Origin of the sequence: Pseudomonas sp. NY11955 (assembly GCF_048068035.1) — a bacterium.
GTDB lineage: Bacteria > Pseudomonadota > Gammaproteobacteria > Pseudomonadales > Pseudomonadaceae > Aquipseudomonas.
Map to the genome: position 1 here is coordinate 41,955 of NZ_JBLUPS010000005.1, position 17,612 is coordinate 59,566.

Below are 17,612 nucleotides of genomic sequence, written 5' to 3' on the forward strand. Positions count from 1 at the left end.
GTTCAGTGCTTACCTCAAGGCATGCGCAATCCCTGTGGGAGCGGGCATGCCCGCGAAGAGGCCGGCACAAGCAGCACAAGACAGTTGCTCCCACAGGGGCGGCGCGGGCTCTTATTTACGGGCTTTCAGAATGACGAACTTGGGTGTCGCCGCCACCTGCTCCACCCCCCGGAACAACCGCGCCAGCTTGCTGTGGTAGCCCAGGTGCCGGTTCCCAACGATATACAGCGCCCCACCCACCACCAGCGCTTCACGCGCCTGTTGGAACATGCGCCAGGCCAGGAAGTCTCCCACCACTTGCTGCTGGTGGAACGGCGGGTTGCACAGCACCACGTCCAGCGATTGTTTCTCTACCCCGGCCAACCCATCGGCCGCGATGAAATTCGCTGCACGTTCGCCCAGTGCAGCTTGCCAGTTCTCCTGCGCTGACTGCACTGCCATGTACGACTCATCGACCAAGGTGTACTGAGCGTCTGGGTTGGCCAGGGCGCTGGCAATCGCCAGCACGCCGTTGCCGCAGCCCAGGTCCGCCACGCGCGCGTTGCCCAGGTCGCGGGGCAGGTGCGGCAGAAACGCCCGGGTGCCAATGTCCAGGCCCTCGCGGCAAAACACGTTGGCATGGTTGACCAACGCCAGCGCCGGCGCATCGAGGTGGTAGCGGCTAGGGTAGGGTGAGCGGGCGAGCGGGCGTTCGGCCACCGTTGCCGTCAGCAAGCGGGCCTTTTTCTGTGCCAGCGAAGCCTGCACCGGGCCGATGTACTTCTCCAGCAGGTCACCGGCTGCCCGTGGCAGGTGCTTGATCATTGCCCCGGCAATCACCTGGGCACCGGGTGCCAGATGGCCTTGCAGACGGATCAACTGCTCCTCGAGCAGGGCCAGCGTCTTGGGCACCCGCACCAGCACCCGGTCGAACAGGCCTTGCCAGTGCTCACTGGCCGGTACGAACGGCACGCTGTCGAATGGCAGGCCATTGCGTGCCAGGTTCTTTTCCAAGGCCAGGTGTGCCAGGTGCGAATCCCCACTGCTGACTACCTGCAGCTGGCCCGCCAGGCTGGCGGCCAGGGCGCCGAAGCTGTCATTGAGCACCAGTACCCGGCAGTTGGCGTCAGGAGCCTGTTCGTGCAGCTGCGCAAGCAGGTACTCATCGGCGGCATCGAAAGCCTGCAACGGGTCGTTGGCCTGCTCCGGCTGGCGGATCAGGTCGAGTTCGGCGTAGGGGGTGGTCAACAGGGGCATGGCGTTTGGCTCGGGTACGAAACTGCCCGTTGCGGTTCGCAACGGGCTTTGCCGGGCGATTCTACAGGGCTTTGGCCAAGGTCGCAGGGTTGTGAAGGTCAGATCCAGCCACGCAGGGCGGCGATGGCGATGGCGCCAGCCTTGTTGGCGGCGTTGGTCTTGGTGATCACGCTGCGGATGTGGAAGTTCACCGTGCTTTGCGACAGTGACAAGATGCAGGCAACGTCGGCAGCGGTCTTGCCGGCGGCCGACCATTTCAGCACTTCCAGTTCACGCTCGCTCATTTTCGGTTGGGGAGGGCACAGCGTATTCAGGTGGTGTTCGCCGAGCACTGCATGCAGGGTATGGCACAGCCACTGCACGCTGCCGGCCTTGTCGTAAAGCTCGGCGATGTCGATCATTTCGGCTGGCCTGGCCACGCTGATCTGGCTTTCGTTGTGCTGCAGGTCGTGCAGCGATTGCGTCCAGCCATGACGTAAGCCGTGCTGGCAGGCTTCTTCGCGAAATTCTGGGGCTTCTCGGTACAGGTCGTCAGTCCACAGCACGGGCATGGTCGAGCTGTGACTCACGTTCGCTGCCGGGTCCTGCTTGTAGAAATCGTCGCGCTGATAGCGCTCGATCCACTCAATTGGGTAGTTGCTGTAGAGGTACAGCCTTGGCGTTTGCGTGGCGATCTGGATGCGGATATTGAGCCCAAGGTAATCCATGTCCAGGTCCTGAGCCAGATGGACTGCGATGTCGAACAGCTTCCGCGGGTTGCGTTCGCTGACGAACGCATGAAGATGCTCGGGTTTCCAGTGAAGCATCTGAAACCCTCCTCAGGGTGAAGGATCCAATCCATTTGGGTACCCGAATCATTGTAGGAAAGACCTACCATGGCATTGGGATTTTTTTGTTATAGCGCTCAGTTTTTTCTGCGACTTCAGTACGATCACCCGTGATGAGGCCCTACAAAGCGGTGGTTTTTATCCAGGCCACTTTAGGCGACACTGTGCACACGCCAACCCTGGAGCCCGATATGACCGCTAGCGCCGAAAAGTTCACCCGCCAGACCCTGCTCGATGTTCAGCCGCTGACGCCGAACCTCTTCAGCCTGCGGGTTACGCGCGACGCGGGGTTCCGCTTCCGTTCCGGCCAGTTCGCCCGCCTTGGCGTGACCAAGGCCGATGGCAGCGTGGTATGGCGCGCCTATTCCATGGTCAGCGCGCCGCATGACGAGCACCTGGACTTTTTCTCCATCGTGGTACCCGGTGGCGAGTTCACCAGTGAGCTGAGCCGGTTGGGTGCAGGCGATACCTTGCTGATCGACCGCCAGGCCTTCGGCTTCCTCACCCTCGACCGCTTCGTCGGTGGTCGCGACCTGTGGCTGCTGGCCACTGGTACTGGCATTGCGCCATTTATGTCGATCCTCCAGGACTTCGAGGCCTGGGAGCGTTTCGACAGCATCAAGCTGGTGTACTCGGTGCGCGAGGCGAAGGAGCTGGCCTATGTGGATGAAATCGCCGGGCTGGAACAGCGCGATTACCTGGCTGAGTACGCCGGCAAGTTGCAGTTCATTCCAGTGGTGACCCGCGAGCAGCACCCAGGGGCACTGAATCAGCGCATTACCACGTTGATCGAGAATGGCGAGCTGGAGAAGGCGGCGGGGCTGGAGCTTTCGCCGGAGCACTCGCGGGTGATGCTGTGCGGTAACCCGGAAATGATCGACGAGACCCGAAAAGTGCTGAAGGCGCGTGACTTGCAGTTGAGCCTGAGCAAGCGGCCGGGGCAGGTGGCGGTCGAGAACTACTGGTAAATCCTGGGGGCCGCAAAGCGGCCCCCAGCCATTTCAGGGCAGGCGATTCTGGTTCTGCGTCTTGAGCAAATCGCGAATCTCAGTCAGCAGCGTCTCTTCAGCCGAAGGCACTGGCGGCGTAGTCGGTGCCACGGCTTCTTCACGCTTGAGCCTGTTGATCGCCTTCACCCCCATGAAGATGGCGAAGGCCACGATCACGAAGTCGATCACGGTCTGGATGAATTTGCCATACGCCAGCACCACCGCTGGCACGTCGCCTTCGGCAGCCTTCAGGGTGATGGCCAGGTCGCTGAAGTCCACACCACCGATCAGCAGGCCCAGTGGCGGCATGATCACGTCGCCGACGAAGGACGAGACGATCTTGCCGAAGGCCGCGCCGATGATGATACCGACCGCCATGTCGACGACATTGCCTTTGACCGCGAAAGCCTTGAACTCGTTGAGCATGCCCATGTTTGGTTCCTTGTAACAAAAGGTAAGGTTAACGCAGTGTAAGCCACTAAAACGCTTCATGCGTTGTGTTCAGGGCTACTGACTGCAGTTAGAACGAATAGTTTTGTCGCATCCCGAAGCGTTCGAGACACGTCCCGCTCGGCTATCATGGCGGTTTTTTCCAGGAGACCCCACCCATGGCCAAGGCCAAGCGCTTGTATGGCTGCACCGAGTGCGGCGCGACCTTCCCCAAATGGGCCGGCCAGTGCGGCGAATGCGGGGCCTGGAACACCTTGGTCGAAACCATGATCGAAAGCGGCGGCGCTGCGGCGCCCAGCAGCGGCCGCGCAGGCTGGACCGGGCAGCAGGCGCAGATCAAGACCTTGGCCGAAGTCAGTGTCGAAGAGATCCCGCGTTTCACCACCAGCAGCACCGAACTGGATCGCGTGCTGGGTGGTGGTCTGGTGGATGGCTCTGTGGTGCTGATTGGTGGTGACCCCGGCATCGGCAAGTCGACCATTTTGCTGCAGACCTTGTGCAACATCGCCGTAGGCATGCCGGCGCTGTATGTCACCGGTGAGGAGTCGCAGCAACAGGTCGCCATGCGCTCGCGGCGCCTGGGCCTGCCCCAGGACCAGCTCAAGGTCATGACCGAAACCTGCATCGAGACCATCATTGCCACGGCACGCGTCGAGAAGCCCAGGGTGATGGTGATCGACTCGATCCAGACGATTTTCACCGAGCAGTTGCAATCGGCTCCCGGCGGCGTGGCCCAGGTGCGCGAAAGCACGGCGTTGCTGGTGCGTTATGCCAAGCAAAGCGGTACGGCGATCTTCCTGGTCGGCCACGTCACCAAGGAAGGCTCGCTGGCGGGCCCGCGGGTACTGGAGCACATGGTCGACACCGTGCTGTATTTCGAAGGCGAGTCCGATGGCCGCCTGCGTTTGTTGCGGGCGGTAAAGAACCGCTTTGGCGCGGTCAACGAGCTGGGTGTGTTCGGCATGACCGACCGTGGCCTCAAGGAAGTGTCCAACCCATCGGCGATATTCCTCAACCGCACCCAGGAAGAAGTGCCGGGTAGCGTGGTGATGGCAACCTGGGAAGGCACCCGGCCGATGCTGGTCGAAGTGCAGGCGCTGGTCGACGATAGCCACCTGGCCAACCCGCGGCGGGTGACCCTGGGCCTGGACCAGAACCGTCTGGCGATGTTGCTGGCGGTGCTGCACCGCCATGGTGGTATTCCCACCCATGACCAGGACGTGTTCCTTAACGTGGTCGGTGGGGTGAAGGTGTTGGAAACAGCGTCGGACCTGGCGCTGCTGGCGGCGGTCATGTCCAGCCTGCGTAACCGGCCGTTGGCCCATGGTCTGCTGGTGTTTGGCGAGATCGGCCTGTCGGGTGAGGTGCGGCCGGTGCCCAGTGGCCAGGAGCGCTTGAAGGAAGCGGCCAAGCACGGCTTCAAACGCGCCATCGTGCCCAAGGGCAATGCGCCGAAAGAGGCGCCGGCGGGGTTGCAGGTGATTGCCGTGACCCGGCTGGAACAAGCCCTGGATGCATTGTTCGAGTAGGTACCTCGCCGTCTTCAGGATGGCACGGTATCGGTAGGAGCAGCCTTGTGCTGCGAAGAGGCCGGTATGGCCAGTAGATTTGCATGGGCAGTAATGGCCTCTTCGCAGCACAAGGCTGCTCCTACAGGTTCCGCGTATGCCCTGAATTGTTTGCCGACAGGTAAACGAAAAAGGGGCCGATGATGCGCATCGGCCCACACCTCACCGCTCAGTCAGCGGTCAATGCTCGGCAACCGCCGTGCGCCTCACGGTTTCATTGCCATGCTCGTCCAGTTCCAGCATCGGCACTTCATTACCCTCGGCATCGAACAGCTTGCCATCCTTGAAGTAGTCACCATCACGCAGTGCTGAAATGTCCGAATACTGGATAGTGCGCTCGTAGGCTGCCGCGAACACCGACTGGTTTTCCGAGTTGCCGGTGGTGAAGTGGTTAAAGATCAGGTTCAGCAGGATGGCCATGATCGCCGCCGAGCTGATGCCCGAGTGGAAGATGGTCTCGAACCAGTTCGGGAAGTGGTGGTAGAAGGTTGGCGCGGCAATCGGGATCATGCCGAAGCCCAGCGAGGCCGCGACGATGATCAGGTTGACGTTGTTCTTGTAGCTGACCTTGGACAAGGTGCGGATACCGCTGGCCGCCACGGTGCCGAACAGCACGATGCCGGCGCCGCCCAGTACCGGGGTAGGCACGGCGGCAATCACCCGGCCCATGATCGGCAGCAGGCCGAGTACTACCAGGATTACGCCACCGGTGGCCACTACGTAGCGGCTCTTGACCCCGGTCACGGCCACCAGACCAACGTTCTGGGCGAACGCGCTTTGGGTGAACGAGCCGAAGATGGGTGCCAGGATACTCGACGCCATGTCGGCGCGCAGGCCGTTGCCCAGGCGCTTGGAGTCGACCTTGGTTTCGATGATCTCACCCACGGCGAGGATGTCCGCCGAGGTTTCCACCAGGGTCACCATGATCACGATGCACATCGACAGGATCGCGGCGATGTGGAACTCCGGCATACCGAAGTGGAACGGCGTGGGGAAGGCGAACATCGGGCCTTCGCTGACCTTGCTGAAGTCGGTCATGCCCAGTGCCCACGCGATCAGCGTGCCGATCACCATGGCCAGCAGGATGGACAGGCGCGAAATGGTCGCGCTGCCCAGCTTGCTCAGTAGCAGCACGATGGCGAAGGTCAACCCCGCCAAGCCGATGTTGGCCACGCTGCCGAACTCCGGAGAAGCGCTGTTGCCGCCCATCACCCAGCGTGCGGCCACCGGCATCAGGGTCAGGCCGATGGTGGTGATGACGATACCGGTCACCAACGGTGGGAAGAACTTGGTGATGCGCGAGAACACCGGGGTGATCAGGAAGCCGATCAGCGACGCCGCCATGACTGCGCCCAGCACACCCGGCAGGCCACCGCCGCCTTCGCTGCTGAGGATTGCGCCCATGGTTGCCACACCGGCGAACGACACGCCCTGCACCAGCGGCAGCTGGCAGCCGAAGAAGGGCAAGCCCAGGGTCTGCAACAGGGTGGCCAAGCCACCGGCAAACAGCGAGGCGGCGATCAGCATGCCGATTTCGGCACCGTTCAGGCCCGCGGCCTGCCCCAGGATCAGGGGTACTGCGACGATCCCACCGTACATGGTCAGCACATGCTGCAGACCATAGGCCAGGTTGGCACCAAGACCGAGGTTTTCATCCTCGGGGCGCTTGGCGGGAGACGTGCTAGGGGACGTAGTCATGGAGCAGGCTCTCTGTTTATTGTTGTGTCGCTACTGTAGACACTTCCTGCAAATGATTGCCACAAGAATTGTATACAATATTTTGATTGGAGCGCGCACAGTCGCGGCCGCGTGGTGCGCGAAAACCCAATGCAGAAGGCGTACCAACTCGTCAGAAGCTGTATTAGAGGGGTGTGTACAAAGTGTTGCTACCCAGGCTTAAAGCTGTCTGGGTAGACAGGAAACACCAAGCGGGAAAGCTATTAGCTAGCTAAGAGATTTCATTATTCGATGAGTTCGCGCAGCTCACGCATCATTTCGGTGCTGTCAGCCACGTTCAACTCCACAAGACGGTGCAAATGGCTCATCGAGTCGAGGTCGATGTAGAGGCAGATGAAACCAAGGCGGTCGGGCTCTTCGTGACGCAGTTCGACCTGCATCTGCACGCGTGCCTCGCTGCCCAGATGGATGATGGCGTCGAAGTCCTGGGTCAGGTCGGCATTCCAGTTGTCCGGGCGCTCTATCAACAACCCTTTGAGGGACAGGTCCAGCAGCTTGGCGGGCCAGCGTTTCAGGCCTTGCCGCAGCTCGGCGGGTGCATCGAAATCGATGCGCTGAAAGCGGCGGCGTTCTTCGTGATCGCTCATGACGTAGGCCCTCGGGTGACATCCTGACTATAGTTGATTTGATGTGTTCATCAGGTACCGCAATCTGGCCGCAGAGGCTCTAGACCAAAGCAAGTATGGCAATGCGCCTTGACTGGCCCTAGACTCGGTAGGCGGTCTTTCCAATCCACCAGCTGGAAGCAAACCATGAACAACAATAATAGCCTGCTACGCCACATTCCGTGGCTGGCGCTGGCAGTCATAGGGGCCTGCGCGCTGGGTGTGGTCGCCCTGCGTCGCGGTGAGGCGATCAACGCCTTGTGGATCGTGGTCGCGGCAGTGGCCATCTACCTGGTCGCCTATCGCTACTACAGCCTGTTCATCGCCACCAAGGTGATGCAACTCGACCCGCGCCGTGCCACCCCGGCGGTGCTCAACAACGACGGCCTGGACTACGTCCCGACCAACAAACACATTCTTTTCGGTCACCATTTCGCCGCCATCGCGGGCGCTGGCCCCTTGGTCGGCCCGGTACTCGCCGCGCAAATGGGCTACCTGCCCGGCACGTTGTGGCTGATCGCCGGCGTGGTGCTGGCCGGTGCGGTGCAGGACTTCATGGTCCTGTTCCTGTCCACTCGCCGCAATGGCCGCTCGTTGGGCGACATGGTGCGCGAGGAGATGGGCCGTATTCCGGGCACCATCGCCCTGTTCGGCTGCTTCCTGATCATGATCATCATCCTCGCGGTGCTGGCGCTGATCGTGGTCAAGGCCCTGGCCGAAAGCCCGTGGGGCATGTTCACGGTGATGGCGACCATCCCGATCGCGATGTTCATGGGCATCTACATGCGCTACATCCGCCCGGGCCGCATTGGCGAAATCTCGGTCGTCGGCGTGGTACTGCTGCTGGCCTCGATCTGGCTGGGCGGTGTGATCGCCGCGGACCCTGTGTGGGGCCCGGCGTTCACCTTCACCGGTGTGCAGATCACCTGGATGCTGGTGGGCTACGGCTTTGTCGCCGCCGTGCTGCCGGTATGGCTGGTACTCGCACCGCGTGACTACCTGTCGACCTTCCTCAAGATCGGCACCATCGTGGGCCTGGCCATCGGTATCCTGATCATTGCCCCCGAGCTGAAAATGCCGGCGCTGACCCAGTTCACCGACGGCACCGGCCCGGTATGGAAAGGCACCCTGTTCCCGTTCCTGTTCATCACCATTGCCTGTGGTGCGGTGTCGGGCTTCCACGCGCTGATTTCCTCGGGGACCACGCCAAAACTGCTGGATAACGAAACCAACGCCCGCTATATCGGCTATGGCGGCATGCTGATGGAGTCGTTCGTCGCCATCATGGCCATGGTTGCCGCCTCGGTGATCGAGCCAGGCGTGTACTTCGCCATGAACAGCCCGGCCGCAGTGGTTGGTGCCGACGTTGCGTCGGTGGCGCAGACGGTCAGCAGTTGGGGCTTCCTGATTACACCCGAGCAGCTCGAAGCCGTCGCCCGTGACATCGGCGAGCACACCATCCTGGCCCGCGCTGGCGGTGCGCCTACCCTGGCGGTCGGTATCGCGCAGATCCTGCACCAGGTGTTGCCAGGTGAAAACACCATGGCCTTCTGGTACCACTTCGCGATCCTGTTCGAGGCGCTGTTCATCCTCACGGCGGTGGACGCCGGTACCCGTGCCGGGCGCTTCATGCTGCAGGACCTGCTGGGCAGCTTCGTGCCGGCGCTCAAACGCACCGAATCGTGGGGCGCAAACCTACTGGCCACCGCTGGCTGCGTGGCACTTTGGGGCTACCTGCTGTACCAGGGCGTGATCGACCCGCTGGGCGGCATCAACACCCTGTGGCCGCTGTTCGGCATTTCCAACCAGATGCTGGCCGGTATCGCCTTGATGCTCGGTACCGTGGTGCTGATCAAGATGAAGCGTCAGCGTTATATCTGGGTCACCCTGCTGCCGGCTGTCTGGCTGCTGATCTGCACCACTGCCGCAGGCCTGATCAAACTGTTCGACCCGAACCCGGCGGTTGGCTTCCTGGCCTTGGCCAAGAAGTACAGCACCGCGCTGGACGCCGGCCAGGTACTGGCCCCGGCCAAGGACATCGGGCAGATGCAGCACGTGATCTTCAACGCCTACACCAACGCGGGCCTGACGATTCTGTTCCTGCTGGTGGTCTTCAGCATCCTGTTCTTCGCCATCAAGGTCGGCTACGCCGCCCTGGGCCGCAAGGAGCGCAGCGACAAGGAAACCCCGTTCCAGGCGTTGCCTGACGCGTAATCGAGAGGGCTGCAGTTATGTTCAACGACTTGGGTCGACTGGGAAAATACCTGGGGCAGGCCGCCCGCCTGATGGTCGGCATGCCCGACTACGACAACTACGTCGAGCACATGCGCAAGACGCACCCGGACAAGCCGGTGATGAGCTACGAAGCGTTCTTCCGCGAACGACAAGAAGCGCGTTACGGTGGCAAGTCCGGGCCCAAGTGCTGTTGAGCCTGCGACACGTGTGAACCTGTGGGAGCCTGGGTAACCGGCTCCCACAGTCATTTTCAGATTCAGGAGACTTTCTGCGTGCAGACGCCTATTCCCGTAACCGTCCTCACGGGCTTCCTCGGTGCCGGCAAAACCACTTTGCTCAAGCACATGCTCAAGGCCGAGCACGGCCTGAAGCTCGCGGTGATCGAAAACGAATTCAGCGAGGCTGGTATCGACAGCCAACTGCTGGGTGACCAGCCGGTGCAGGTGATGACCCTGGCCAACGGTTGTGTGTGCTGCAGCATCCATGGCGACCTGACTCGCGCCTTGTACCTGCTGCTGGAACGCCTGGATGCCGGTGAAATCGCCTTCGATCGCCTGGTTATCGAATGCACCGGCCTGGCCGACCCGGCGCCGGTAGCGCAAACGTTCTTCATCGACGAGGAGCTGCGTGAGCGCTACATCCTCGACGGTATCATCACCCTGGTCGATGCCGCGCATGCCGAACTGCACCTGACCCAGACCATCGCTCAGGCCCAGGTCGGCTTTGCCGATCGCCTGCTGCTGAGCAAGACCGACCTGGTCGAGCCGGCTGCGGTAGAAGCCCTGCGCGAGCGCCTGGCCCGCATCAATGGCCGGGCGGCGATCCGTGTGGTCGAACACGGCTGCATCGACTTGGCCGAACTACTGGATGTGCGAGGTTTCAACCTCAACCCCGACCTGGGTGCGAACGTGCAATCGATGCTGCGCCCAGTGCTCAAGCCCGCCACCCCGGACCGTATCTCCACCCTGGTGCTGCGCACGGAAACCGCGCTGGATATCGACCGCCTCAGCGACTTTATGAACGAGCTGCTGGAAACCCACGGCAAGCAGCTGCTGCGCTACAAGGGCGTGCTGAACATTGCCGGCGAGGAACGCAAGTTGGTGTTCCAGGGCGTGCTCAAACTCTATGGTTTTGACTGGGACGTCGAGTGGGCCGCTGGCGAACCCCGCGAGAGCGTGATGGTGTTCATCGCCGATGAACTGCCCGAGGCTACTATTCGGGCTGGCTTCGAGGCGCTGGCTGCGGGCTGAGCCGCCGCGGCGGCTGCGCTACGAACCACTGCGGCCAGGAGCTGCGCTGGCGGGTTTCGACCTCGATGCACGGGATCAGGCGCTCGGTCAGCACGGCGGTTTGCCGCACTGCCTTGGCGGTGCGGTACTTGACGCTGTGGATGCACTCACGGTCGCCGAATTCGCAGCGGTTCAGCGCGGTTCCGCCGCAGGGGCCATTGGCCAGGCCCTTGGGGCAGGTTTCCGGGCAGATGTACAGGGTGTCTTCCAGGCGGCAACGGCCGCAGGTATCACAACCCACAAGCGGGCGCTTCACACTGCGCTCCAACCTGTGCAGCACTTGTGCGCCACGGTGCGTAGCCCACAGCGGCTGGCGCACCGCCCAACCGAAGGTCTTGCTCAGGCCGTTACGGCGGCTGAACAGCAGTGAATGCAGGCCATGCATCAGGTGATAGCGGGCTTTTTCCTTGATGGAGGCATCCACCCGTGACTCGCCCAGGCGCCAGCCCGCCTGTGGCGGATGGAAGATCACCGCCGGCAAGCCGGGCATCTGCCAACTGGCCTGCCAGGCGGGCGCCCATTGCTCCAGATTGTGAACCTGGGTTTGCCAGTGCTCGATACGGGCTTCCAGGGCCAGCAACTGTTTGAGTTCGTGAACCCCCGACAGGTGCACACCGGCGTAGCCCATCAGCTTTACACCGATGATCTGCAAGGCCAGGCGGTCAACACTGCGCGCCTGGGCAAATGCCTTGGACTGCGCGGTCTCCGCTTCGAGCATGTCGCGCATGGACGGGGTGACCGTGACGCCGGCCACGTGGCCGAGCATTGCCGCGCGCCCATGGGTGAGGCTCATGAGGCAAGCCAGCATGGGCTTGGGCGTGGGCTGGCGGCGCATCCAGTGCATGGCTTCCTGGTGCTTGGTGGCATCGAAGCCCAGTTGCAGGGTGAAGAAGTCGGCCCCCGCTGCCAGCTTTTTCTCGGCCTTGAAATACTGCGCGCCGCCTTCTTCCTCGTGGTACTTGAACGGGTTCAGCGCCGCGCCCAGCAGCCAGTGCGGGCAGGCCTGGCGGGCAATCTGCAGGGCGGCGACCGATTCCAGATAGCGCACCGGGCGCTGGCCAGGTTCATGACCGGGCAGGCGGTCGCCGGTCAGCAGCAATAGCTGGTCGAGGCCAGCGGCGTCCATGCGTTGCAGTTGCGCGAGCAGGTGGTGGCGTTCACGGTCCTTGCCGGAAAAATGCGGCAAGGCAGGTACCGGGTTGCTGAACGAGGCGAGGGCGTCCAGCGGCGACATGTCCAGCGGGCTGCCAACGCGATCGCCGATGGCCACGGTCATCGGCCAGCCGCACAGGTGCGCACGGGCCAGGATCGCTTCCATGGCGGCGAAGCGTTCTGCCGAAGGCTTGGGGACGAACTCCATGACGCAGACGAAGTTCTGTTCGCGCAGCGCGGTTTTCAACAGGCTCATGTGGCCGGGCACCTGGTGTGGTCAGGGTGGCATTGTGCGGCAGAAGGCGGGCGAGGTCATGTCCGGGTGCGCAGGGTGATGCTCCAAATGAGACATCGCCATGATCATGAAGAAATCTTGAGTTCATCTCAAATTTAATGAGTTTGTCTCAATCCAGTGTCAACCGCACAATCCCTTGATTACTTTATGCATGCTGAAGGGACAAGACATGGCACTGGCACACAACCTGGGCTTTCCACGCATTGGCCGCGACCAAGAGCTGCGTGCCCGCCACTGGCAGGTGCAAAAAGACGCCGGCATCGAACTTTTGCCGGTGGGTGACTTTGCCTGGTGTGACCAACCGTTCGAGCTGAGCTGGGCGCAACTTTTCGACGAAGTGGCTCAAGCCAAGGCCTTGGGCCATGCGGTCAAGCCAGTGGTGATCGGCCCATTGACCTATCTGTGGCAGGGCGAGAGCCACGACGGCATCGACAAGCTGGAGCTGCTCGACCGCCTGCTGCCGCTGTATGACCAGTATCTCAACCGCCTGGCGGCCCTGGGCGTCGAGTGGGTGCAGATCGATGAACCGACCCTTGCCCAAGACCTGCCGCAGGACTGGAAAAACGCTTACGAACGCGCCTACAACATCCTTCAGCGCGCGCCATTGAAGAAGCTCATCGCCATTTACTCCGGTGGCCTTGAAGGCAACCTCGGCCTGGCCGCGAACCTGCCGGTCGATGGCCTGCACATCGATCTGGTGCAGGCACCCGACCAGTACGTGACCATTCTCGACCGCCTGCCGGCCTATAAAGTGCTGTCGCTTGGCCTGGTCGACGGCCACAACGCCGCACCTTGCGATCTGGGACACACTTTGGACCTGCTGCACGATGCCCATGAGCGTCTGGGGGAGCGGCTGTGGCTGGCGCCGGCCTGCTCGTTGTCGCCCAGCCCGGTGGAAGTAGCCGTGCAGAAATGCCAGGAAGTGGCCGTGCTCGCTGCTGCGCTGGAACAGAACCGCGCGGCGGCTTAATCATCGGCATGGCAGATGCAAAACCTCTAGAATGCCGACTCCGATCAAATCGACAGGGAGTGATGCGATGCGTGTTCTGGTAGTCGGCGCCAGCAAAGGTCTGGGCAAGGCTTTCATGGAAGGGCTGGGCAAACCCGGCGATACGTTGATCGGGGTGTCGCGCAGCAAACCTGCGCCAGTGAATGTCGGTAATGGTATTGACGCCCAGTGGGTCGAGGCCGATCTTGGCCAGCCTGCCGCTGCGGTAGAGTCAATAGCCCATGCGCTGGCTGAGGGTGGCGTGGATACGCTGATCTACAACCTCGGCCTGTGGGAGGCCGAAGCGTTCGAAGACCACTACAGCTTCCTTGATGATTGTGATGCAGCGCTGCAGCGCATGGTCGACTGCAACATCACCGCCACCATCCTGCTGATCAAGCGGCTGCTGCCGCTGCTGCTTGAAAGCGAAAAACCACGGATCATCCTGACCGGTTCCACTTCGGGCCTGCCCCAGAGTGGTCGCCCGGAAGTGACCTTCGCCGCCTCGAAATTCGCCTTGCGCGGCATCGCCGAGGCTCTGCGCGAAGGCTACCGTGGGCAGGGGCTTGGGGTGACCTGCCTGAACCTGGGGTACCTGAACACTGAAGACAGCCTGGATGTGCCGGTGGCCGAGGCTGCGGCGCGTGGGGAAGGCGGGCTGATACCGTTGCACGATGTGGTGCTGATGGTGCGCACGTTGCTGGAGCTTTCGCCGGCCAGTTATGTGCGCGAGCTGACCTTGCCGGCTATTGCCGATGAGCGGTTCTGATACCTGAGAGTGCTGTGTAAGCAGGCCCGGCCCTTTCGCGGGCAAGCCCGCGAAGAGGCCGGGCCTGTTTTAGTCAGATTTCGATCAACGTTCGATCGCCAGCGCCACCCCTTGGCCACCGCCAATGCACAAGGTCGCGAGACCTTTCTTGGCATCGCGCTTGATCATCTCGTGCAGCAAGGTCACCAGCACCCGGCACCCGGAAGCACCAATCGGGTGGCCCAGGGCAATCGCACCGCCATTCACGTTGACCCGCGCGGCATCCCATTCCAGCGCTTTGCCCACGGCCAGCGCCTGTGCGGCAAAGGCTTCGTTGGCTTCGATCAGGTCCAGTTCGGCCAACTGCCAACCAGCCTTTTCCAGGCAACGCTGGGTCGCCGAAACCGGGCCGATACCCATGATTGCCGGGTCTACCCCGGCACTGGCATAGGCGGCGATCTTCGCCAGCACTGGCAAGCCCAACGCCTTGGCCTTGGCTGCGCTCATCAGCAGTACGGCGGCGGCGCCGTCGTTCAGGCTGGAGGCATTGCCTGCCGTGACGCTGCCGTCCTTCTTGAATGCCGGGCGCAGTTTGCCCAGGGACTCGGCAGTGGTGTCCGGGCGTGGCTGCTCGTCACGGGCGAAGACTTTGGGTTCGCCCTTTTTCTGCGGCAACACGATGGGGGTGATTTCAGCGTCGAAACGGCCAGCCTCGATCGCCGCCACCGCCTTGCGCTGCGATTCGGCAGCAAAGGCATCTTGCTGTTCGCGGGTGAGGCCGTACTTGTCCACCAGGTTCTCGGCAGTGATGCCCATGTGGTAGTCATTGAAAGCATCCCACAGGCCATCGGTGATCATGCTGTCGATCAGTTGGCCATGGCCCATGCGCTGGCCAGTACGGGCCGAGGGCATTACGTAGGGGGCAAGGCTCATGTTCTCCTGGCCGCCGGCAATCACCACCTCGGCATCGCCACAGCGGATGGCCTGGGCGGCCAGGTGCAAGGCCTTGAGACCCGAGCCGCACACCTTGTTCAGGGTCAGGGCCGGTACGCTGAAGGGCAGGCCGGCCTTGATCGCAGCCTGGCGCGCCGGGTTCTGCCCGGCGCCGGCGGTGAGCACTTGGCCGAGGATGACTTCGTCGACTTGCGCCGGGTCCAGCCCGGTCTGTTCCAGCAGCCGCTTGATCACGGCGGCACCAAGGTCGACAGCAGGTACAGTGGCCAGGGCGCCCTGAAAGCTGCCGATGGCGGTACGGGTTGCAGCGACGATAACCACGTCGTTCATCTTGTTGTTCTCCGTGCAATGGGCGTAGTGCCGCCAGCATCGGCGGGTTTGGCTTATTTGTTAAGTTTGTTTTTCTTTCGGATTAATGTGGAAAACAAATCAATGGGCGCTTGGCGCTCTGTCCAACTAAGCTGAATTCCGTGCTGTTTCACTCAACTGAACGGAGCCCATGCCCATGCGCATCCTGATCGCACTGACCCTCCTGATCGGCAGCAGCACAGCATTCGCCGCCACCCAATGCACCAGCGCAGATAAAAGCACCTGGCAAGACCAGGAAAAGTTCCAGGCCCAGCTCAAGGAGCAGGGCTACAAAATCAACAAGTTCAAGGTTACCAAGGGCAACTGCTACGAGATTTATGGCTTCGACAAGGATGGTCGCAAGGTGGAGATCTACCATGACCCGGTGACCGGCAAGGCGGTCAAGTCGGAGTACCACGATTGAACAGCGACGGCACGGTGCGGCTGTGGGACCCTCTCCTGCGGCTGTGCCACCTGTCGATCGCCGTGGTGTTCTTCGCCAACTACTTTTTCAACGAAGAGGGCGACGACTGGCACCAGTGGCTGGGTTACTACGCACTGGGTTGTGTCGTGGTGCGCGTAGTCTGGGGCTTCGTCGGGCCAGCCAGTGCGCGCTGGGCCGACTTCTGGCCAACCCCGGCGCGCCTGGCCGGGCATGCACGCAAGCTGCTGCGCGGGGAGCCTTGTCATCGCCTGGGCCATTCGCCGATCGGCGCTTTGGTGATGCTGTTGATGTTGACGGGTATCGCTGGCCTGGGCCTGACCGGTTGGGCGTCGCAGGAAGTGGACGCGCTGTGGGGCGCCGATTGGCCGACCGACCTGCATGGCTGGCTGGCCAATGCGGTGTTGGCGCTGGTGTGTGTGCATGTGCTAGCGGCCATCTACGAAAGCGTGCTGCTGCGCGAGAACTTGCCTTTGTCGATGATCACCGGGCGTCGCCGGCGTCGAGATTGAGGTGACCGGTACTGGCCTCTTCGCGGGCTTGCCCGCTCCCACAGGTAATGCACAGGTCTTGAGATTTGGGAATTTCCTGTGGGAGCGGGCGAGCCCGCGAAGAGGTCAGTACAGGCAACATCATTCAAACGGCCGGGCACTGATGGGTCACGCAGTGAATCCCTCCTCCTCCGGCCGCAATGGCATCGATGTCCAACTGCACGATATCCCGCCCCGGATACAACGCCGCCAGCAACGCCCGGGCCTTCTCATCTGCCTGCGCATCACCAAACTGCGGTGCGATGATCGCGCCGTTGATCACGAAGTAGTTGATGTAACCCGCTGCGAAGTCGTCGTTCCCTTTACTGAACCTGTTACGCCGCCCACGCTGTGGCGGTGACACGACATGAACCTGCAACGTCCGCCCCTCGGCATCCGTGGCGCGCTTGAGTATCTCCAGGTGCCTGCGTGTCACTGCGTGGTCATACGAATCCGGGTCGTTGTCCAGGTTGGCGATCACCACCCCAGGCCGCACGAAGCGGGCATAGAAATCCACATGCCCGTCGGTAATGTCCTTGCCGGCGATGCCCGGCAGCCAGATCAGCTTGCTCAACCCCAGGCGCTCCTTGAGCTCGGCCTCGACGTCGGCCTTGCTCCAGCCTGGGTTGCGGTTGGCATTGATCCAGCTGCTTTCGGTCATGATGCCGGTGCCATGGCCATCCACTTCGATGGCGCCACCTTCACCCACCAGTTCGCTGCGCTGGTAGCGGGCGCCGGCCAGGGTGGCCACCCGCTTGGCCAGTTGGGCATCGTTGCGGTGGCGCTGCTTGTTGCCCCAGCCGTTGAAGTTGAAGTCCACCGCGCCCAGCGCGCCGTCGTCATCGAGGACGAAGTTAGCGCCGATGTCGCGCATCCAGATGTCGTCCAGGTTGCACTCGACAAAGCGTGTGCGCGGGCTGGCGCAGTGCTGCTCGGCCAGCTGGCGTTCGCTGGCGCGGCAGAACACCGTCACCGGCTGATAGCGTGCGATGGCCTGGGTGATGCGACCGAGTGCGGCCTGTACATCGGCGGTAAAGTCTTCCCAGATTGCAGCCTGGGCGCCAAAAGCGATGAACGCACGCTGTTGCGGTTCACCCTCGTCTGGCATGAACCAGCGCCCTGGATCTTCGGCGCGAGCCAGGCCCAGCGGCAAGCCAAGGCCGGCGCCGAGGCCGGCGGCCAACGACAGTTGCAGGAAGGTTCTACGGCTTGGCATGGT

At 62.2% G+C, this 17,612-nt stretch carries 17 protein-coding genes; 9 read left to right on the forward strand and 8 right to left on the reverse strand.

The annotated features are described in order from the left end of the window. Window positions 1-111: 111 nt before the first annotated feature. Window positions 112-1,236 (reverse strand): methyltransferase, encoded by a 1,125-nt coding sequence (locus ACNFBR_RS11040; RefSeq protein WP_416734958.1) that lies wholly within the window; start codon window positions 1,234-1,236, stop codon window positions 112-114. Between the two features lie 98 nt (window positions 1,237-1,334). Further along, window positions 1,335-2,042, reverse strand: a complete 708-nt coding sequence (locus ACNFBR_RS11045) for an autoinducer binding domain-containing protein (protein WP_416734959.1) — start codon at window positions 2,040-2,042, stop codon at window positions 1,335-1,337. Window positions 2,043-2,254: 212 nt separating this feature from the next. On the opposite strand from ACNFBR_RS11045, the gene ACNFBR_RS11050 reads away from it, so the two are divergent. Beyond that, window positions 2,255-3,031 (forward strand): ferredoxin--NADP reductase, encoded by a 777-nt coding sequence (locus ACNFBR_RS11050; protein WP_014592355.1) that lies wholly within the window; start codon window positions 2,255-2,257, stop codon window positions 3,029-3,031. Window positions 3,032-3,064: 33 nt separating this feature from the next. Here the strand turns inward: ACNFBR_RS11050 and mscL are convergent, their stop codons facing one another. Next, window positions 3,065-3,484, reverse strand: coding sequence for a large-conductance mechanosensitive channel protein MscL (mscL, locus tag ACNFBR_RS11055; RefSeq protein ID WP_012274176.1), 420 nt, complete (start codon window positions 3,482-3,484; stop codon window positions 3,065-3,067). Between the two features lie 176 nt (window positions 3,485-3,660). Here mscL and radA point away from each other — a divergent pair, with 176 nt between their 5' ends. Then, window positions 3,661-5,031 (forward strand): DNA repair protein RadA, encoded by a 1,371-nt coding sequence (gene radA, locus ACNFBR_RS11060; protein WP_003251626.1) that lies wholly within the window; start codon window positions 3,661-3,663, stop codon window positions 5,029-5,031. A gap of 219 nt (window positions 5,032-5,250) precedes the next feature. On the opposite strand, the gene ACNFBR_RS11065 is transcribed toward radA, so the two are convergent. Together ACNFBR_RS11065 and ACNFBR_RS11070 are read right to left on the reverse strand one after the other, a co-directional pair. Then, on the reverse strand, window positions 5,251-6,768 hold the full coding sequence (locus tag ACNFBR_RS11065) for a nucleobase:cation symporter-2 family protein (RefSeq protein WP_416734960.1): 1,518 nt from the start codon (window positions 6,766-6,768) through the stop codon (window positions 5,251-5,253). Window positions 6,769-7,031: 263 nt separating this feature from the next. Continuing rightward, window positions 7,032-7,394: a PilZ domain-containing protein gene (locus tag ACNFBR_RS11070; RefSeq protein WP_416734961.1), complete on the reverse strand. Its 363-nt coding sequence runs from the start codon at window positions 7,392-7,394 to the stop codon at window positions 7,032-7,034. Window positions 7,395-7,559: 165 nt separating this feature from the next. On the opposite strand from ACNFBR_RS11070, the gene ACNFBR_RS11075 reads away from it, so the two are divergent. The 3 genes from ACNFBR_RS11075 (at window position 7,560) to yjiA (ending at window position 10,897) form a co-directional block, all read left to right on the forward strand. Then, window positions 7,560-9,626, forward strand: coding sequence for a carbon starvation CstA family protein (locus tag ACNFBR_RS11075; protein WP_284357175.1), 2,067 nt, complete (start codon window positions 7,560-7,562; stop codon window positions 9,624-9,626). Window positions 9,627-9,643: 17 nt separating this feature from the next. After that, window positions 9,644-9,841, forward strand: a complete 198-nt coding sequence (locus ACNFBR_RS11080) for a YbdD/YjiX family protein (RefSeq protein ID WP_416734962.1) — start codon at window positions 9,644-9,646, stop codon at window positions 9,839-9,841. A gap of 78 nt (window positions 9,842-9,919) precedes the next feature. Next, window positions 9,920-10,897 carry a GTPase gene (gene yjiA, locus ACNFBR_RS11085; protein ID WP_416734963.1) on the forward strand — a complete coding sequence of 326 codons (978 nt, stop codon included), beginning with the start codon at window positions 9,920-9,922 and terminating at the stop codon, window positions 10,895-10,897. Here yjiA and ACNFBR_RS11090 read toward each other — a convergent pair. Continuing rightward, window positions 10,860-12,344, reverse strand: a complete 1,485-nt coding sequence (locus ACNFBR_RS11090; RefSeq protein WP_416734964.1) for a methylenetetrahydrofolate reductase C-terminal domain-containing protein — start codon at window positions 12,342-12,344, stop codon at window positions 10,860-10,862. The two genes, yjiA and ACNFBR_RS11090, sit on opposite strands and share 38 nt — an antisense overlap. A 208-nt stretch (window positions 12,345-12,552) precedes the next feature. Between ACNFBR_RS11090 and ACNFBR_RS11095 the strand changes: the two genes are divergently transcribed. Further along, window positions 12,553-13,353, forward strand: coding sequence for a 5-methyltetrahydropteroyltriglutamate--homocysteine methyltransferase (locus tag ACNFBR_RS11095; protein ID WP_416734965.1), 801 nt, complete (start codon window positions 12,553-12,555; stop codon window positions 13,351-13,353). Window positions 13,354-13,420: 67 nt separating this feature from the next. Then, window positions 13,421-14,140, forward strand: a complete 720-nt coding sequence (locus ACNFBR_RS11100; protein WP_416734966.1) for an SDR family NAD(P)-dependent oxidoreductase — start codon at window positions 13,421-13,423, stop codon at window positions 14,138-14,140. An 84-nt stretch (window positions 14,141-14,224) separates the two neighbouring features. On the opposite strand, the gene ACNFBR_RS11105 is transcribed toward ACNFBR_RS11100, so the two are convergent. Further along, the gene (locus ACNFBR_RS11105; RefSeq protein ID WP_416734967.1) at window positions 14,225-15,403 is read right to left on the reverse strand and encodes an acetyl-CoA C-acetyltransferase; all 1,179 of its coding nucleotides are present in this window, start codon (window positions 15,401-15,403) and stop codon (window positions 14,225-14,227) included. Window positions 15,404-15,578: 175 nt separating this feature from the next. Here ACNFBR_RS11105 and ACNFBR_RS11110 point away from each other — a divergent pair, with 175 nt between their 5' ends. Both ACNFBR_RS11110 and ACNFBR_RS11115 read left to right on the forward strand, forming a co-directional pair. After that, a complete protein-coding gene (locus ACNFBR_RS11110) occupies window positions 15,579-15,845 on the forward strand; it encodes a PepSY domain-containing protein (protein WP_416734968.1) in 267 nt (88 codons plus the stop codon). After that, window positions 15,842-16,375 carry a cytochrome b/b6 domain-containing protein gene (locus tag ACNFBR_RS11115; RefSeq protein ID WP_416734969.1) on the forward strand — a complete coding sequence of 178 codons (534 nt, stop codon included), beginning with the start codon at window positions 15,842-15,844 and terminating at the stop codon, window positions 16,373-16,375. The genes ACNFBR_RS11110 and ACNFBR_RS11115 overlap by 4 nt, the downstream gene beginning before the upstream one ends. Window positions 16,376-16,499: 124 nt before the next feature. Here ACNFBR_RS11115 and ACNFBR_RS11120 read toward each other — a convergent pair whose 3' ends face one another. Then, window positions 16,500-17,609, reverse strand: coding sequence for an agmatine deiminase family protein (locus tag ACNFBR_RS11120; RefSeq protein WP_416734970.1), 1,110 nt, complete (start codon window positions 17,607-17,609; stop codon window positions 16,500-16,502). Window positions 17,610-17,612: the final 3 nt, after the last annotated feature.

What these genes read in the sequence shown, in the direction of transcription:
- ACNFBR_RS11040 (WP_416734958.1), bottom strand. Translation starts at nt 1,236, where the DNA reads ATGCCCCTGTTGACCACCCCCTACGCCGAACTCGACCTGATCCGCCAG.
- ACNFBR_RS11045 (WP_416734959.1), bottom strand. Translation starts at nt 2,042, where the DNA reads ATGCTTCACTGGAAACCCGAGCATCTTCATGCGTTCGTCAGCGAACGC.
- ACNFBR_RS11050 (WP_014592355.1), top strand. Translation starts at nt 2,255, where the DNA reads ATGACCGCTAGCGCCGAAAAGTTCACCCGCCAGACCCTGCTCGATGTT.
- mscL (WP_012274176.1), bottom strand. Translation starts at nt 3,484, where the DNA reads ATGGGCATGCTCAACGAGTTCAAGGCTTTCGCGGTCAAAGGCAATGTC.
- radA (WP_003251626.1), top strand. Translation starts at nt 3,661, where the DNA reads ATGGCCAAGGCCAAGCGCTTGTATGGCTGCACCGAGTGCGGCGCGACC.
- ACNFBR_RS11065 (WP_416734960.1), bottom strand. Translation starts at nt 6,768, where the DNA reads ATGACTACGTCCCCTAGCACGTCTCCCGCCAAGCGCCCCGAGGATGAA.
- ACNFBR_RS11070 (WP_416734961.1), bottom strand. Translation starts at nt 7,394, where the DNA reads ATGAGCGATCACGAAGAACGCCGCCGCTTTCAGCGCATCGATTTCGAT.
- ACNFBR_RS11075 (WP_284357175.1), top strand. Translation starts at nt 7,560, where the DNA reads ATGAACAACAATAATAGCCTGCTACGCCACATTCCGTGGCTGGCGCTG.
- ACNFBR_RS11080 (WP_416734962.1), top strand. Translation starts at nt 9,644, where the DNA reads ATGTTCAACGACTTGGGTCGACTGGGAAAATACCTGGGGCAGGCCGCC.
- ACNFBR_RS11090 (WP_416734964.1), bottom strand. Translation starts at nt 12,344, where the DNA reads ATGAGCCTGTTGAAAACCGCGCTGCGCGAACAGAACTTCGTCTGCGTC.
- ACNFBR_RS11095 (WP_416734965.1), top strand. Translation starts at nt 12,553, where the DNA reads ATGGCACTGGCACACAACCTGGGCTTTCCACGCATTGGCCGCGACCAA.
- ACNFBR_RS11100 (WP_416734966.1), top strand. Translation starts at nt 13,421, where the DNA reads ATGCGTGTTCTGGTAGTCGGCGCCAGCAAAGGTCTGGGCAAGGCTTTC.
- ACNFBR_RS11105 (WP_416734967.1), bottom strand. Translation starts at nt 15,403, where the DNA reads ATGAACGACGTGGTTATCGTCGCTGCAACCCGTACCGCCATCGGCAGC.
- ACNFBR_RS11110 (WP_416734968.1), top strand. Translation starts at nt 15,579, where the DNA reads ATGCGCATCCTGATCGCACTGACCCTCCTGATCGGCAGCAGCACAGCA.
- ACNFBR_RS11120 (WP_416734970.1), bottom strand. Translation starts at nt 17,609, where the DNA reads ATGCCAAGCCGTAGAACCTTCCTGCAACTGTCGTTGGCCGCCGGCCTC.